Origin of the sequence: Citrobacter sp. Cm046, assembly GCF_030333065.1 — a bacterium.
GTDB lineage: Bacteria > Pseudomonadota > Gammaproteobacteria > Enterobacterales > Enterobacteriaceae > Citrobacter > Citrobacter murliniae.
The window spans coordinates 257,376-273,564 of sequence record NZ_JAOWGP010000043.1; the positions used below are offsets into that span (position 1 = coordinate 257,376).

General features: G+C 50.6%; 18 protein-coding genes. 7 read left to right on the plus strand and 11 right to left on the minus strand.

All coding sequences use genetic code 11. The annotated features are described in order from the left end of the window. Nucleotides 1-73: 73 nt before the first annotated feature. Both pta and yfcC read left to right on the plus strand, forming a co-directional pair. Nucleotides 74-2,218: a phosphate acetyltransferase gene (gene pta, locus OGX98_RS16985; RefSeq protein ID WP_045445603.1), complete on the plus strand. Its 2,145-nt coding sequence runs from the start codon at nt 74-76 to the stop codon at nt 2,216-2,218. A gap of 216 nt (nt 2,219-2,434) precedes the next feature. Continuing rightward, nucleotides 2,435-3,955 carry a putative basic amino acid antiporter YfcC gene (gene yfcC, locus OGX98_RS16990; RefSeq protein WP_286595624.1) on the plus strand — a complete coding sequence of 507 codons (1,521 nt, stop codon included), beginning with the start codon at nt 2,435-2,437 and terminating at the stop codon, nt 3,953-3,955. Between the two features lie 38 nt (nt 3,956-3,993). Here the strand turns inward: yfcC and OGX98_RS16995 are convergent, their stop codons facing one another. The 5 genes from OGX98_RS16995 to OGX98_RS17015 all read right to left on the minus strand — a co-directional run bounded on the left by OGX98_RS16995 (nt 3,994) and on the right by OGX98_RS17015 (nt 8,024). Continuing rightward, nucleotides 3,994-4,947: a transketolase family protein gene (locus OGX98_RS16995; protein WP_045445608.1), complete on the minus strand. Its 954-nt coding sequence runs from the start codon at nt 4,945-4,947 to the stop codon at nt 3,994-3,996. Beyond that, nucleotides 4,940-5,770 carry a transketolase gene (locus OGX98_RS17000; protein WP_048220984.1) on the minus strand — a complete coding sequence of 277 codons (831 nt, stop codon included), beginning with the start codon at nt 5,768-5,770 and terminating at the stop codon, nt 4,940-4,942. The genes OGX98_RS16995 and OGX98_RS17000 overlap by 8 nt, the downstream gene beginning before the upstream one ends. Next, nucleotides 5,767-7,158, minus strand: coding sequence for a PTS ascorbate transporter subunit IIC (locus OGX98_RS17005; RefSeq protein WP_048220983.1), 1,392 nt, complete (start codon nt 7,156-7,158; stop codon nt 5,767-5,769). The genes OGX98_RS17000 and OGX98_RS17005 overlap by 4 nt, the downstream gene beginning before the upstream one ends. A gap of 72 nt (nt 7,159-7,230) precedes the next feature. Beyond that, entirely contained in the window at nt 7,231-7,503 is a 273-nt protein-coding gene (locus tag OGX98_RS17010) for a PTS sugar transporter subunit IIB (RefSeq protein WP_045445618.1), read from the minus strand. A 77-nt stretch (nt 7,504-7,580) separates the two neighbouring features. Continuing rightward, nucleotides 7,581-8,024, minus strand: coding sequence for a PTS sugar transporter subunit IIA (locus OGX98_RS17015; RefSeq protein WP_045445621.1), 444 nt, complete (start codon nt 8,022-8,024; stop codon nt 7,581-7,583). A gap of 249 nt (nt 8,025-8,273) precedes the next feature. Between OGX98_RS17015 and OGX98_RS17020 the strand changes: the two genes are divergently transcribed. Further along, nucleotides 8,274-9,293 (plus strand): LacI family DNA-binding transcriptional regulator, encoded by a 1,020-nt coding sequence (locus tag OGX98_RS17020; RefSeq protein WP_045445624.1) that lies wholly within the window; start codon nt 8,274-8,276, stop codon nt 9,291-9,293. A 4-nt stretch (nt 9,294-9,297) separates the two neighbouring features. Here the strand turns inward: OGX98_RS17020 and yfcD are convergent, their stop codons facing one another. Genes yfcD through yfcF form a run of 3 tightly spaced genes read right to left on the minus strand, consistent with a single transcriptional unit; the run spans nt 9,298 to nt 11,178 of the window. Continuing rightward, nucleotides 9,298-9,870: an NUDIX hydrolase YfcD gene (yfcD, locus tag OGX98_RS17025; protein ID WP_045445627.1), complete on the minus strand. Its 573-nt coding sequence runs from the start codon at nt 9,868-9,870 to the stop codon at nt 9,298-9,300. Nucleotides 9,871-9,926: 56 nt separating this feature from the next. After that, nucleotides 9,927-10,478, minus strand: a complete 552-nt coding sequence (gene yfcE / locus OGX98_RS17030; protein WP_045445630.1) for a phosphodiesterase — start codon at nt 10,476-10,478, stop codon at nt 9,927-9,929. A 55-nt stretch (nt 10,479-10,533) separates the two neighbouring features. After that, a complete protein-coding gene (gene yfcF, locus OGX98_RS17035; RefSeq protein WP_286595627.1) occupies nt 10,534-11,178 on the minus strand; it encodes a glutathione transferase in 645 nt (214 codons plus the stop codon). A gap of 130 nt (nt 11,179-11,308) precedes the next feature. On the opposite strand from yfcF, the gene yfcG reads away from it, so the two are divergent. From yfcG to OGX98_RS17055, 4 genes are all read left to right on the plus strand, one after another. Continuing rightward, complete coding sequence (yfcG, locus tag OGX98_RS17040; protein ID WP_045445636.1) at nt 11,309-11,935, plus strand: GSH-dependent disulfide bond oxidoreductase; 627 nt, start codon at nt 11,309-11,311, stop codon at nt 11,933-11,935. Nucleotides 11,936-11,999: 64 nt separating this feature from the next. Next, nucleotides 12,000-12,362: a dihydroneopterin triphosphate 2'-epimerase gene (gene folX / locus OGX98_RS17045; protein WP_284096341.1), complete on the plus strand. Its 363-nt coding sequence runs from the start codon at nt 12,000-12,002 to the stop codon at nt 12,360-12,362. Nucleotides 12,363-12,381: 19 nt separating this feature from the next. Continuing rightward, nucleotides 12,382-13,275 (plus strand): TIGR01777 family oxidoreductase, encoded by an 894-nt coding sequence (locus OGX98_RS17050; RefSeq protein ID WP_286595628.1) that lies wholly within the window; start codon nt 12,382-12,384, stop codon nt 13,273-13,275. 84 nt (nt 13,276-13,359) lie between these two features. After that, the gene (locus OGX98_RS17055) at nt 13,360-13,875 is read left to right on the plus strand and encodes a GNAT family N-acetyltransferase (RefSeq protein WP_286595677.1); all 516 of its coding nucleotides are present in this window, start codon (nt 13,360-13,362) and stop codon (nt 13,873-13,875) included. 46 nt (nt 13,876-13,921) lie between these two features. Here OGX98_RS17055 and hisP read toward each other — a convergent pair whose 3' ends face one another. From hisP to OGX98_RS17070, 3 genes are read right to left on the minus strand one after another with little or no spacing between them, the layout of a single operon-like run. After that, nucleotides 13,922-14,695: a histidine ABC transporter ATP-binding protein HisP gene (hisP, locus tag OGX98_RS17060; RefSeq protein WP_003028114.1), complete on the minus strand. Its 774-nt coding sequence runs from the start codon at nt 14,693-14,695 to the stop codon at nt 13,922-13,924. 13 nt (nt 14,696-14,708) lie between these two features. After that, on the minus strand, nt 14,709-15,416 hold the full coding sequence (gene hisM, locus OGX98_RS17065; protein WP_045445661.1) for a histidine ABC transporter permease HisM: 708 nt from the start codon (nt 15,414-15,416) through the stop codon (nt 14,709-14,711). Next, complete coding sequence (locus tag OGX98_RS17070; RefSeq protein WP_045445664.1) at nt 15,413-16,099, minus strand: histidine ABC transporter permease HisQ; 687 nt, start codon at nt 16,097-16,099, stop codon at nt 15,413-15,415. Before OGX98_RS17070 ends, hisM begins: the two co-directional genes overlap by 4 nt. Between the last annotated feature and the right edge of the window lie 90 nt (nt 16,100-16,189).

Sequence of the window (16,189 nt, forward strand, 5' to 3'; positions counted from 1 at the left end):
CACACCGCCAGCCTAGCTGGCGGTGCTGTTTTGTAACCCGCCACATGTCGGCGGTAACGAAAGAGGATAAACCGTGTCCCGTATTATTATGCTGATCCCTACCGGAACCAGCGTCGGCCTGACCAGCGTCAGCCTTGGCGTTATCCGCGCAATGGAACGCAAAGGCGTTCGTCTGAGCGTCTTTAAGCCGATTGCTCAACCGCGTGCCGGTGGCGATGCGCCAGACCAGACCACCGCTATCGTACGTGCTAACTCTTCTTTGCCAGCTGCTGAGCCGCTGAAGATGAGCCACGTTGAATCTCTGCTCTCCAGCAATCAGAAAGATGTGCTGATGGAAGAGATCATCGCGAATTACCACGCGAACACCAAAGATGCAGAAGTCGTACTGGTTGAAGGCCTGGTCCCAACCCGTAAACATCAGTTCGCACAATCTCTGAACTACGAAATCGCGAAAACGCTGAATGCGGAAATCGTATTCGTTATGTCTCAGGGTACTGACACCCCGGAACAGCTGAACGAGCGTATTGAACTGACTCGCAGCAGCTTCGGCGGCGCAAAAAATACCAACATCACCGGCGTTATCGTTAACAAACTGAACGCACCGGTTGATGAGCAAGGCCGTACTCGCCCGGATCTGTCCGAGATTTTCGACGACTCTTCCAGAGCGAAAGTGATCAAAGTTGATCCGGCTAAACTGCAAGAGTCCAGCCCGCTGCCGGTTCTGGGCGCGGTGCCATGGAGCTTTGACCTGATCGCTACTCGTGCAATCGATATGGCGCGTCACCTGAACGCTACCATCGTTAACGAAGGCGATATCAACACCCGTCGCGTGAAGTCTGTGACTTTCTGCGCACGCAGCATTCCACACATGCTTGAGCACTTCCGTGCTGGTTCTCTGCTGGTGACTTCTGCCGATCGCCCTGATGTGCTGGTTGCAGCATGCCTGGCGGCAATGAACGGCGTTGAAATCGGTGCCCTGCTGCTGACTGGCGGTTACGAGATGGACGCGCGCATCACCAAACTTTGCGAACGTGCATTCGAAACCGGTTTGCCGGTATTTATGGTGAACACCAACACCTGGCAGACCTCTCTGAGCCTGCAGAGCTTCAACCTGGAAGTTCCGGTTGACGATCACGAGCGCATTGAGAAAGTTCAGGAATACGTTGCTAACTATATCAACGCTGACTGGGTTGAATCCCTGACTGCGACCTCTGAGCGCAGCCGTCGTCTGTCTCCGCCAGCTTTCCGCTATCAGTTAACCGAACTGGCTCGTAAAGCCGGTAAACGCGTTGTTCTGCCGGAAGGCGACGAACCGCGTACCGTTAAAGCGGCAGCCATCTGTGCTGAACGTGGTATCGCAACTTGCGTACTGTTGGGTAACCCGGATGAAATCACCCGTGTTGCAGCCTCTCAGGGCGTTGAGCTGGGTGCTGGCGTAGAAATCGTTGACCCGGATGTGGTTCGCGAAAGCTACGTTGCTCGTCTGGTCGAACTGCGTAAAAACAAAGGGATGACCGAAACCGTTGCCCGCGAACAGCTGGAAGACAACGTGGTTCTCGGTACCCTGATGCTGGAACAGGACGATGTTGACGGTCTGGTTTCTGGTGCTGTTCACACCACAGCGAACACCATTCGCCCACCGCTGCAGCTGATCAAAACTGCACCGGGTAGCTCTCTGGTATCTTCTGTGTTCTTCATGCTGCTGCCGGATCAGGTGTACGTTTACGGCGACTGCGCGATCAACCCGGATCCGACTGCAGAGCAGCTGGCAGAAATCGCAATTCAGTCTGCAGATTCCGCAGCTGCTTTCGGTATCGAACCGCGCGTAGCGATGCTTTCCTACTCCACCGGTACTTCTGGTGCAGGTAGCGATGTTGAGAAGGTACGTGAAGCAACTCGTCTGGCGCAGGAAAAACGTCCAGACCTGATGATCGATGGCCCACTGCAGTACGATGCCGCTGTTATGGCTGACGTTGCGAAATCCAAAGCGCCGAACTCTCCGGTTGCGGGTCGCGCTACCGTGTTCATCTTCCCGGATCTGAACACCGGTAACACCACCTACAAAGCGGTACAGCGTTCTGCCGACCTGATCTCCATCGGGCCGATGCTGCAGGGTATGCGCAAGCCGGTGAACGACCTGTCTCGTGGCGCGCTGGTAGACGATATCGTCTACACCATCGCACTGACCGCGATCCAGTCTTCTCAGCAGCAGCAGTAATCTGCTTTGTACGCCAGATGGTGACGTGAACGCGTCCAGTCTGGCCTACAGATAGTGGTTCTTTAAACCGGAAATAGCTGATATTTCCGGTTTTTTTATGCCTGTTATTCCAATTAGTAATTTCTGAAATATTTGCTTAACTGCGCTGCATCAATGAATAACTATTCTCCTGTTTGCATACTTAGCCTCTTTGCTTTGCAACAGGGATAGCTCTTCATGTCTGCAGTAATAGAATCACAACCCGCTAAGAAATGGGCAATGCCCGATACGCTGGTGATCATATTTTTCGTTGCCATTTTAACCAGCCTGGCGACCTGGGTTGTACCCGTCGGCATGTTCGACAGCCAGGAGGTGCAGTACCAGGTTGATGGGCAGACCAAAACCCGGAAAGTGGTCGATCCCCACTCGTTTCGTATACTGACCAACGATGCGGGTGAAGAGCAGTACCATCGGGTTAAGTTTTTCACCACCGGCGATGAAAGTCCCGGACTGATGAACTTTCCGTTTGAAGGTTTAACCTCCGGCTCAAAATTTGGCACTGCCGTTGGCATCATTATGTTTATGCTGGTAATTGGCGGCGCATTTGGCATTGTTATGCGTACAGGAACCATTGATAACGGCATCCTGGCGCTTATCCGTCATACGCGGGGTAACGAGGTCTTGTTTATCCCGGTGCTGTTTATTCTCTTCTCATTAGGTGGTGCTGTATTTGGCATGGGAGAAGAGGCTGTCGCTTTTGCCATTATCATTGCACCGCTCATGGTACGCCTGGGTTACGACAGTATCACCACTGTGCTCGTTACCTACATCGCCACCCAAATTGGCTTTGCCAGCTCGTGGATGAATCCGTTCTGTGTGGTTGTCGCGCAAGGCATTGCGGGTGTACCGGTGCTCTCCGGCTCTGGCCTGCGTATCGTGGTATGGGTCGTTGCGACCCTGATTAGTCTCACTTTCACCCTCGCCTACGCATCACGCATCAAAAAGAATCCTCTACTTTCACGCGTTCATGAATCCGATCGTTTCTTCCGCGAGCAGCAGGATGACGTCGTGGAGCGGCGTTTCACTCTGGGCGACTGGCTGGTATTGTTAGTACTTGCCGGCGTGATGATTTGGGTTGTCTGGGGCGTGATTGTCAACGCATGGTTCATTCCTGAAATCGCCAGCCAGTTCTTCACCATGGGTCTGGTGATAGGCATTATTGGCGTTATCTTCCGGCTCAATGGTATGACGGTCAACATTATGGCCTCGTCGTTTACCGAAGGTGCGCGGATGATGATTGCCCCTGCCCTGCTGGTTGGTTTTGCCAAGGGTATTTTACTGCTTGTGGGCAATGGAGAGGCGGGGGATGCCAGTGTGTTAAATACTCTCCTGCACAGTATTGCCAACGGTATCAGCGGTCTGGACAATGCTATCGCTGCATGGTTTATGCTGCTATTTCAGGCAGTATTTAACTTCTTTGTCACCTCCGGCTCAGGCCAGGCGGCGCTGACTATGCCGTTATTGGCGCCTCTCGGTGATTTAGTCGGTGTAAACCGCCAGGTTACCGTTCTCGCTTTCCAGTTTGGTGATGGTTTCAGCCATATTATCTATCCAACATCCGCGTCACTTATGGCGACATTGGGCGTTTGCCGGGTGGACTTCCGCAACTGGTTGAAGGTGGGAGCAACGCTGCTGGGGCTGCTGTTTATTATGTCCAGCGTGGTGGTGATAGGCGCGCAGATAATGGGATATCATTAAAAATAAGCCCCTTGTCACCTATGACAAGGGGCGTTCCTTCACATTAATGATTTCGCTGCCTCAACAATCGCCGCGGCGGTGAGTCCATATTCTTCCTGTAAAAAATCCTGTGTCCCAACCTGACCATAACGTTCTTTGACACCAACCCGACGCATCGGTACCGGGCACGTTTCCACCAGCACTTCAGCCACTGCTGACCCCAGTCCATTATGAATACTGTGGTTTTCACAGGTCACAATTCGTCCCGTTTTCTCGGCATAGTTCTTCACCAACATCCTATCAATAGGCTTCAGAGTAAACATATCGATGACTGCCGCATTTACCCCTATGTGTTCCAGTTGTCGTGCGGCTTCCAGCGCTTCTGCAACCATAATCCCGTTGGCTATTAGCGTGACATCTTCGCCTTCGCGCAGAACATTCCCTTTGCCGATCGTAAATGTCGATCCTGGCGCGTAGATACTCGACGCCTGCTTACGGATTGTGCGTACCCAGTAGAAGCCCTCAAGCTCCAGAAGCTGGCGTAAGATATCGTCGAACATCACAGCATCCGTCACTTCCAGTACCACCGAATGCGCCAGGCCGCGCACAATCCCCATATCTTCAAAGGACATGTGCGTACCTCCGTTGTGACAAGCGGTAACCCCGGCATCTGAAGCGATCACCTTCACGTTATTACGCTGATAGTCCAGTGACATAAACAGCTGATCGAAACAACGACGGCTGGCAAATGCAGTGAAAGTGTGCACAAACGGTTTACGCCCCGTTAATGCCAGTCCAGCGGCAGTACCAATCACATTGGCTTCCATGATGCCGCAGTTAATAACGTGCTGTGGGTAATCCCGCGCCACACTGTCCATTGCCATCGAACTCATCAGATCGGCTTCAAGAGCAATAATCGGGCTTCCTGCTGCCACTTCTTTCGCCACGAATCCGGCATATACCTTACGCATCTCTACGTTATCTTTTTGCCCTGCGGGCGCGAGCTTAATCATGCGTGGCCTCCAGATGATGAACGGTTTCATTCAACGCCTGTCTCATTTCTTCCGTCAGACGCAGGTGATGGGAATTGCTGAGATGTTCCAGATATGGCACACCCTGTCCTTTGATACTGTCGAGAATAACAATCCGAGGTCGAGTCTCTTCATTCAGACGCGACTGCACTGCAGTCAGCAGGCCTGCAATATCATCCCCTTTCACCGTGATCGCCTCAAAACCAAAGGCCGTGAATTTGTCCTCCAGGCTAAACGGGCGAATGATGTCATCCAGTTCGCCATCTAACTGTTGTTTATTCCAGTCAACAAACACCGTCAGGTTATTCAGCTTATGGTGCGCAATAAACTGAAACGCCTCCCAGCACTGACCTTCGTTCAGTTCGCCATCGCCAACAATGCAAAATACCCGATTCGGACGCTTTGCCAGCTTATGGGATAACGCCATCCCAGCGGCGATAGATATGCCCTGTCCTAACGAGCCAGTGGTAGCGTCTACACCACGCGTTTTAAGCCTGTCCGGATGGCTGGGCAAACGAGTACCGTTTTGGTTCAGCGTGCTCAATTCTTCAATCGGGAAATACCCCTTGATCGCAAGAGTACTGTACAGTGCCGGCCCCGCATGACCTTTGGATAAGACGAAATAGTCACGTTCCGGCCAGTCCGGATCGGCGGGGTCGATTTTCATCACTGCACCATACAGGACGGCCAACGCTTCCACGACCGACATACTGCCGCCAAAATGGCCAAACCCCAGATGCGTCAGCGATTTCAGCGTGGCGATGCGGATCTCTTTCGCCAGTTGTGTAACTTCATTCACATTCATGATTTGGCTCCATTATTTTCCGGCGCATTACCCGCTGCCGTTCTGTTTTTAGCGAACACGTTCCAGGCAACCAGTAACGCAAAGAGCGCGACAACCAGACCAGTGATAGCGAGAGGGGACAAATAGCGAGCAAGGTTGCCAAGGACAATGCCTACCACACCAAAGTCAGCATCTGAAAAGGTCGTGTTGGCAAAGCCGATTGCACCCAGTACAGGTAGAAGAAGTACGGGCAGGAAAGTGATTAGCAGGCCATTAGCAAAAGCGCCAATCATTGCCCCACGACGCCCACCGGTGGCGTTACCAAATACCCCCGCAGTTGCCCCAGTGAAAAAGTGTGGCACCACGCCCGGCAAAATTAACACCAGCTTCATCTGCCCAAGCAAGAACAGCCCCACCAGACCACCGAGAAAGCTGAACAGAAAACCAATTAATACAGCGTTAGGGGCGTAGGGATAGACTACCGGACAGTCAAGTGCAGGGCGGGCATTAGGCACCAGTTTTTCAGAAAAACCGGTAAAGGCCGGCACGATCTCCGCCAGAATCAGGCGCACCCCTTGCAGAATGATAAACACCCCTGCAGCAAAGGTAATTGCCATGATGATGGCGTAAACCAAATAGTTCTGCCCACCACTGAAGGTACTTTCAACGTATTCCCGCCCGGCGCTAATTGCCATAATCAGGTAGATGATCATCATGGTCAGGGAAATAGAGATAGAACTGTCACGCAGAAAGCTTAAATTCTTCGGCAGATTCATCTCTTCTGTTGAGCGAGAGCCTTTACCGCACACGCTTCCAATCCAGCCTGAGAGCACATATCCCAACGTGCCGAAGTGACCGAAAGCAATCTCATCGTTGCCTGTGATACGGCGCATATAACGCTGCGCCAGTGCAGGGAAAAAGGCCATGACCAGCCCGAGAATCAGTGACCCCGTAAAGACCAGCCCCGCCCCGTCAAATCCTGCCACAGTCAGGATTACGCCGATCATACAGGCCATATAAAAGGTGTGATGCCCGGTCAAAAAGATATATTTCAATCGAGTAAAACGGGCGACAATAATATTGGCCACCATCCCAAATGCCATAATAAGCGCCGTCGAGGCACCGTATTTTTCTAGTGCAATAGAGACAATCGCTTCGTTATTGGGAATAATACCCTGGATATTAAAAGCGTGCTCAAACATCCCGCCCAATGGATTTAATGAACCAACCAATACGGTAGCCCCACCACCAAGCACAATAAATCCAAGAATAGTTTTAATAGTACCTTTAACAACATCAGAAAAAGCCTTTTTCTGCGCAACCAGGCCAATTAAGGCAATTAATCCTACCAGCACAGAGGGTACTTTCAGTATATCAACAACAAAATTTAGCGTTTCAAGGATAAACATATCCACCTCGCTTTATGCACATGGGCAGTCAAACTGCCGAAATGCAGTCTGAGTGATTACGCACATATACAGTTATTGTTTATCGAACCATGCGCATAGCTGCGCTTCGAGTTCATTGATATCGATAATATTATTAATCACTACCAGTTGTGCTTCTGGTACGCTGGCGCTGGCAGCAATATCTTTAGCCATGACGAACAGGTCGGCGGCCCCTGGCGTGGCGGAGGAGAGATCGGAGTGTTCGACTTCCGCCTCAATATTGAGTTTTTTGAGGACTTTTTTAATATTCATTTCAACCATAAAACTGCTGCCCAGGCCAGAGCCACAAATAGCCATGATTTTCATTGTTATCACCTTTTTAGTAGAGTACACCCGCATCACGCTCACGCGTAATGTTTCATAACATTCAATCTGGACTTAAATCAGAAGCGTGAAATAATTTTTTTAATTTCCTCCCGTGTTGTAGCACTATGTAATTGCGCAAGTTCTTTATCACTTGAAAATAACTCAGCAAGGGCAGAAATCATGGCAATATGGCTGTGTTTATCTGGAGCGGCCAGCATAATAATAATATCAACTGGATCAAACTCTCCTGCACCAAATGAAACACCTTGCTTTAATTTCAGCAGCGACAAACCTAAGTCTTTCGCTCCTTCTTCTGGCCTGGCATGGGGCATCGCAAGACCCGGAGCCAGCACATAATAAGGGCCTAACTTATGGTGCTGCGCGACAATGGCAGTGAGGTAATCAGACGTAATGACTCCCGCATTCAGCAAGGGTCTGGCACAAAGCTCCAGAGCCTGCGGCCAATCCTCTACGCTTTCGCACAGCATAATGGTTCTATCCGTTAACCAGGTACTCAGCACTTTTCCTCCTTAGCATTCGCTCAATATGGACAAACTTTATTCAACCACTGAAACCATATCTGCGATCGTAGTCACAAAGATAGCGCTATCAAAAGATATCGTTCGGTTATGTGATAGCGCTATCAAAATACGATTACTGAGTGAAATCACAGCAAAAAAAATGATTTAAGGCGTATACTGCCCTTTACGCGAAGCAAAGAATGACAATAAAAAAACAGCTCAACTGGTTGTAATTAAGCAGGAATTTGTATGTCTCTAACTCGAAAACGGCGTAGTACAGGAAAAGTGACCATCGCCGATGTTGCTCAGCTTGCTGGTGTTGGCACTATGACCGTCTCCCGTGCATTACGCACCCCTGAACAGGTATCCGATAAACTCAGAGAAAAAATTGAAGCGGCGGTGCATGAGCTCGGGTATATGCCTAATCTTGCGGCAAGTGCGCTGGCATCAGCTTCATCACGCACAATTGCCATGGTGGTGCCTAATCTGGCTGAGGCAGGTTGTTCAGAAATGTTCGCGGGGTTGCAGGAAATTTTACAGCCAGCCGGATACCAGATAATGCTGGCAGAGTCCCGCAATCGTCTTGAGCAGGAAGAAAAACTACTGGAAACACTGCTTGCCTCAAATATTGCAGCCGCAATATTGCTTAGCGTCGAACACAACGACACCGTGCGGCACTGGCTGAAAAATGCGTCTATTCCGGTTATGGAAATCGGTGCCATTCGTAGCGACCCCATCGATATGAATATCGGCATTGATAACGTCGCGGCTATGTTTGAACTGACTGAGATGCTGATTCAGCGTGGCTACCAGAACATTGGCCTGTTATGTGCCAATCAGGAGCAGTGGATTTTTCAGCAACATTTACAAGGCTGGTATAAAGCGATGTTGCGTCATCATATGTCACCAAATCGGGTGATTAATGCCGCATTACCCCCGGTTTTTTCTACCGGAACGTCACAACTTCCCGAATTTATTCTCGCCTGGCCGGAACTGGACGCGCTGGTCTGTGTGTCAGATGAACTGGCCTGCGGCGTATTGTACGAATGTCAGCGGCGACGTATTAAAGTTCCTGATGATCTTGCTGTCGTGGGGTTCGGCAATAGCGATGTGAGCAAAGTCTGCCAACCGCCACTGACAACAATGGCTGTACCACATCGTAAGATTGGTCTTGAGGCCGGGCGCGCATTGCTGGCGAGAATTCAGGATGGAAACTGGAGCGATCAAAAACAGATCGCCTCCAGTTTATGCATGCGAGATAGCTGTTGAGGTTCTACTCCGCCTCTTCCTGCTTTTCTTGTTGGGTCTCTGACGACTTAGTCGCGGACTCATTCTTGGCGTTGCGGGTCATCCACAACGCCAGCGCCTTCAGTGAATCCGGCGTGAATTCGTCGCAGCGCGCCGTAATTTCTTCCGGTGTCAGCCAGCAAACCTCGCTAACCTCTTCTTCCTGCAACGCGAACGGCCCATGAGATACACAACTAAACAATGCCCCCCAAACCCGACAATTTTTATCTTCAAAATAAAACTGCCCGTGGTCGGCAAACGGTACGCCCGCGATGCCTAACTCTTCTTCTGCCTCGCGACGGGCCGATTCGAGAAGTTGCTCATCTGCCTGAACGACGCCACCTGCTGTGGCATCCAACATGCCAGGCAAAAAGTCTTTTGTCTCGGTGCGGCGCTGAACCAAAATTTTACCCATACCATCATGCACAACGATATACGTTGCACGATGACGTAAGCGTTCCGCCCGCATCTGTTCCCGGCTGGATTGTGCGATGACTTCGTTGTCTTCATTCACAATATCCACCCATTCCGTACTTGCCAAACGACGCTGTTCCACCATCAGGAAACCTTCTTTTTTCTAGCGCTCTTACGGCGCGTTTACGTTTGTGGGGTAAATTACGGATTAATCTCGACCTGCGCAATGATACTTTGATCATTGAGTGCCATTACTCTGAGAACATTATCATCCAGAATCCCGTAGCTTGCCGTAAAACCCCCTTTCGGGATGCTGACCGAACCAGGGTTAAAGTGATAAATCTCCCCACGCTGTTCTGCAACCGGCAAATGAGTATGCCCATAAACCAGCACATCTCCGGCACTCAGGGGCGGAAGATTTTCCGGGCCAAAAAGATGTCCGTGCGTCAAAAAGAGGCGCTGATTATCTGTCAGAATTTGCTGCCACGGCGCAGTTATCGGAAATTGCAGGAGCATCTGATCCACTTCGCTGTCACAGTTGCCGCGCACCGCAATAATACGCGATGCCTGCTCATTCAAACGCTCGGCAACCTGCGCCGGCGCATAGCCTTCCGGCAACGCATTACGCGGCCCGTGGTTTAAAACATCACCCAATATCACCAGCCATTGCGCACCGCTTTGGGTAAACCTCTCAAGTACGCGCTCCGTGGCTGGCAACGAACCATGAATGTCCGATGCGAACATCAGTTTCATCACTCACTCCTCGTTGAAAATTACCTTTCAATGATACTGGATTACGCCCCGATGATCAGCAGGAACGCTTCGCGGAAAGCGCGATAAAACGTTGTACCGATGCACGCTGCCACTGGAACGCTGCATATTCCGCTAACTGCTCAGGAACATCATCTCCGTTAAGGACCAGACGATTAAGCATGAGCGCTAAATCGCAATCTGCAATACACCATTCACCAAATAAATTCTGTTTCCCATGGGCCAGTAAGTTGCCCGCTGTGGCAAACAATTTTTCCGCACTCGCCTTCCCCGCTTCACTCAACGGCGGTTTTTTTACACCGGCAAAGACCACGTCCGTTGAACGCTCTTCACGAATCGGCATGAGATCGCTACGGATCCAGGCCTGAACCTGGCGGGCGCGAGCGCGTTTCTGGATATCGTGAGGGTAAATCCGCTCCCATTGCGGCGGCGCGAAGCTATCTTCAAGAAACTCGGCAATTGCCGATGATTCACTCAGTTCAAAACCGTCGATCTCGAGAACCGGTACACGGCGCGTGAGGGCATACCCTTGCCATGAAGGCTGTAAGTGTTCGCCATGGTTGAGATCTACTGTTTTCAGCGTAAAAGGCAGCCCTTTCTCTTGTAGAGCAACATATACGGACAACACGTACGGGGAGAAAAAGTTTGCATCTGACCACAGCGTAATTGCAGGTTTGCTCATAATATCCTCAGAGATGTATTGGCTTACTTTCAAAATATAGAGTCTTTCTCACTCTGTCACTTGATGAAAACTCACGCTCGTCAGCAGGTTCTATACTTGTAGTGACCAGGTGACAAAACGGACGCTGAAAATGATCGACCTCTACTACACACCAACGCCCAACGGACATAAAATCACGCTGTTTCTGGAAGAGGCGCAGTTGAAGTACCGTTTAATTCATGTGGATATCAGCAAAGGTAATCAGTTTCATCCCGATTTTCTGGCTATTTCGCCAAATAATAAAATTCCTGCAATTGTCGATCATGCCCCGGAAGATGGCGGAAGACCGATCAGTCTGTTTGAATCTGGTGAAATTTTGCTCTACCTGGCGGAGAAGAGCGGAAAGCTGCTAAGTGGTGAATTGCGAGAACGCCATACCACGCTACAGTGGCTTTTCTGGCAGGTCAGCGGATTAGGTCCTATGCTGGGCCAAAATCACCACTTTAATCACTTCGCACCGCAGACGATCCCTTACGCCATTGAACGATATCAGGTTGAGACCCACCGATTGTATAACGTGATGAATAAGCGTCTGGAAACTTCACCCTGGCTGGGTGGCGATCATTATAGTATTGCGGATATCGCTTGCTGGCCCTGGATTAACGCCCACCAGCGGCAACGTATCGATCTCGATACTTATCCGGCAGTCAATAACTGGTACGAGCGTATCCGTACGCGTCCCGCCACGGAACGCGCGATGCAGCAAACTGCTCAGTGAGAAGAAGTAACGCGATTAGGTTCTCGTGTATCATGCAGAGGTTCATACATGGAGGAAACCTGCAATGTCACAACCTGACGCTATTATTCGTATAAAAAACCTTCGTCTGCGCACCTTTATTGGCATCAAAGAAGAGGAGATCCTCAACCGGCAGGATATCGTCATCAATATCGCCATCCACTATCCGGCAGACAAAGCCCGTACCAGTGAAGATATCAACGATGCGTTGAATTACCGCACGATTACCAAGAGCATAATTCAACATGTGGAAAGTAACCGCTTCTCATTATTAGAAAAATTAACTCAAGATGTGCTCGATATCGCACGCGAACATCACTGGGTCACTTATGCTGAAGTAGAGATCGATAAACTTCACGCATTGCGTTATGCCGACTCCGTTTCCATGACGCTGAGCTGGCAGCGCTAATCGTTACCCGGGAGGCGACATGCAGATTCTGATTACTGGCGGTACTGGCCTGATTGGACGCCATCTGATCCCCCGTCTGCTGGAATTGGGGCATCAGATAACCGTAGTGACACGTACCCCCGATAAGGCCCGCCAGATCCTGGATTCACGGGTCACTATTTGGAAAGGGCTTGAGGACCAACACAACCTCAATGGAATTGAAGCTGTCATTAACCTTGCCGGTGAACCTATCGCGGATAAGCGCTGGACTGCTGAGCAAAAAGAGCGACTGTGCCAGAGCCGCTGGGGTATTACGCAGAAACTGGTCGATCTAATCAGGGCCAGCGACACACCACCAACGGTATTGATATCGGGTTCCGCGGCAGGATATTACGGTGACCTTGGCGAGGTAGTCGTCACAGAAGAAGAGCCACCGCATAACGAGTTTACCCATAAGTTGTGCGCTCAATGGGAAAACATTGCCAGCAGTACGCAAAGCGACAGAACACGCGTGTGTTTGCTACGTACAGGGGTTGTGCTGGCTCCTGCTGGCGGGATCCTGGCAAAAATGGTTCCACCATTTCGTCTTGGCCTGGGCGGTCCTATCGGTAACGGACGCCAATATCTTGCCTGGATCCATATTGACGATATGGTGAACGGTATTATCTGGCTGCTGGATAACGATCTGCACGGCCCCTTCAATATGGTTTCACCATACCCGGTACGTAACGAGCAGTTCGCCCACGCGCTGGGTCATGCCCTGAACCGACCTGCTATCGTGCGCGTCCCTGCAACGGCCATGCGGTTACTGATGGGGGAATCATCGGTGCTGGTCCTCGGCGGGCAGCGAGCGTTACCCAAGCGCCTGGAAGCCGCTGGTTTTGCATTTCGCTGGTATGATTTGGAAGAAGCGCTGGCGGATGTCCTTCGATAATCTCTGCTGACTGTTCACTGTCGCTATTGTGGTGGTAAGGTTATAAAACTGACTACCTCAATGGCGACATTTAATAGCGACTTTATGGCGATAATAACGACTCCCCGACTTATCCTCTCTGCATATCAACTCTCTGACTGGTCATTTTTCCTCAGGCTGCGTGAAAGCCCGGAAATAATGCGTTATATGGCTGACATCTCCACGGCAAAAGAAACGCGCTTACTGTTTGCCAGACGCCTTTCCGCTAAGCATTCCTTCGTTATCCGTGAACATAATAACAATACGCCGTTGGGCGATATTGGCTTACAAATTAGTCATCTTTATCCTCAGGAAGCAGATATCGGCTACGCCGTCGTCCCACAGGCACAGGGAAAAGGTATCGCCAGCGAGGCAGTCCGTGCTGTGTGCGATTACGCCTTTCAGCAGGCAGGAGTCACCGCGATAAACGCATATGTGTTAGCCGAGAATACGAGGTCAGTACGCATTTTGGAAAAGACAGGTTTTGTACTCACCCAGGTACTCGAGCAAGCATACGAAGTGAATGGCATACGGTATGACGACTGTGTCTATCGTCTGGAGTGTCCAGCACGGGGTTTATAAGCCCGGAAGTGAGGTGCCCCCGGGCATTTTGGACGGTACAGCAGTACTACTTCAATGACCCTTTCAGGAACTGCTGCAAACGTGGACTCTGCGGGTTGCCGAATACCTGCTCCGGATCGCCTTCTTCTTCGATTTTCCCCTGATGCAGGAAAATAACGTGCGTGGAGACATGCCGGGCAAATCCCATTTCATGGGTGACGACCACCATGGTTTTTCCCTCTTCGGCCAGTTGCTGCATAATGCGCAGCACTTCACCGACCAACTCCGGATCAAGGGCTGAAGTCGGCTCATCAAATAGCAGCACTTCCGGCTCCATTGCCAGCGCGCGAGCAATAGATACACGCTGCTGTTGTCCACCGGACAGATGTACCGGATATTTACCCTGGGCGCGTTCATCAATACCGACTTTGGCCAGATACTTCACCGCGCGATCGCGAGCTTCCTGTTTGCTTAAACCTAACACCTGAATCGGCGCTTCCATGACGTTTTCCAGCACCGTCATATGGCTCCACAGGTTGAAGTGCTGGAAGACCATAGTCAGTCGCGTACGTAACAGACGAAGTTGGTTTTTATCCGCCACCTTGAGCTGACCGTCTTTGTCGCGTACCAGGCCAATATTCTGACCACTGACCACAATCGACCCGGCGCTCGGTTTTTCGAGAAAGTTAATGCAGCGCAGGAACGTACTTTTACCGGAACCTGACGAGCCAATAATACTGATAACATCACCCGCGTTGGCCTGCAGCGATACCCCTTTCAGCACTTCATGTTCGCCGTAGTGCTTATGTAAATCGATAACGTTTAATTTATTTTCAGACATCGTGTTACTCGAATCATTTAGAGGAGACATGCTGCAACCAGCGTTTTTCCGCTTTACGGAACAGACTGATCAGGACATACGAAATCATCAAATACAGTACGGCGGCAATACCGAATGCGGTAAACGGCTGGTAAGTTGCCGAGTTGATATCGCGGGCGATTTTCAACAAATCCGGCACCGTCGCCGTAAATGCCAGCGCCGTTGAGTGCAACATTAAAATGACTTCATTGCTGTATGCTGGCAGCGCAATACGCAATGCTGAAGGCAAAATAATACAGCGATACATTTTAAATGAAGAGAAGCCATAGGCACGCGCGGCTTCAATCTCGCCATGAGGTACCGAACGGATTGCCCCGGCAAAAATCTCTGTGGTATAGGCACAGGTGTTTAGCGTTAGCGCCAGCACGGTACAATTAAGGCCACTGCGGAAAAACGCGTTGAGGAAGTCTGTCCCTTTAACGATTTCCAGCGTGTACATTCCGGAATAAAACACCAGCAACTGAACGTAAAGCGGTGTTCCACGAAAAATATAGGTAAATAGCCAGATGGGAAACTGGATAAACTTATTGCTGGAAACACGACCAATCGCCAAAAACAGCGCCAGGATGCCACCCATTACCACAGATGAGATCAGCAACCACAGCGTTATCGCCACGCCGGTGAAACGATAGCCGTCGGTCCATAGCAGGGATTTCCAGTACTCCTGAATAATCTCAATCACAGGTCAGCCCTCTTCACACCCACGGAGTAGCGGCGCTCAAGGTACAGCAGCACACCGTTAGAAACAGTGGTAAACACCAGATAGATAGCGCCGCACACCACGGCAAAGTAGAACGGCTCCCAGGTGCTCTTACCCGCAAGCTGAGTGGCTTTCACCACGTCTTCAAGTCCGAGCAGAGAAACCAGTGCCGTGGCTTTAAGAATAACCTGCCAGTTATTACCAATTCCCGGCAATGCATAGCGCATCATCGCCGGAAACATAATGCGGCGGAATATCTGTGAACTGGTAAAACCGAATGCAGTTGCCGCTTCAATATGGCCTCTGGGCACAGCCATAAACGCACCGCGAAAGGTTTCGGTAAAATAGGCCCCGTAGATAAAACCGAGCGTGATAATACCCGCCACCATCGGATCGATATCAATCTGGCTGATACCAATTGCGTCGGTTATGGTGTTAAGCGCAATCTGCAACCCGTAGAATATGAGCAGCATTAAGACAAGATCGGGTACTCCACGTATTAACGTCGTGTACCCTTCGAAAATTAGCCCCATTGCCCGACTTTGCGAAAGCTTCGCTCCCGCGCCGACAAGACCTATCAGGACCGCCAGCACTACTGAGCTGAGAGCCAGCTCGAGCGTAACAATCGCGCCCTGTAAAATAACACCTGAAAAGCCATACAACATGCTGCCTGTCCTGTTGTGTGTGGTGAAGTAATGAGCCTCTTTTGATATGTTGTCTCGACACGTTTTATGCCTGATGTCGCTTCGCTTATC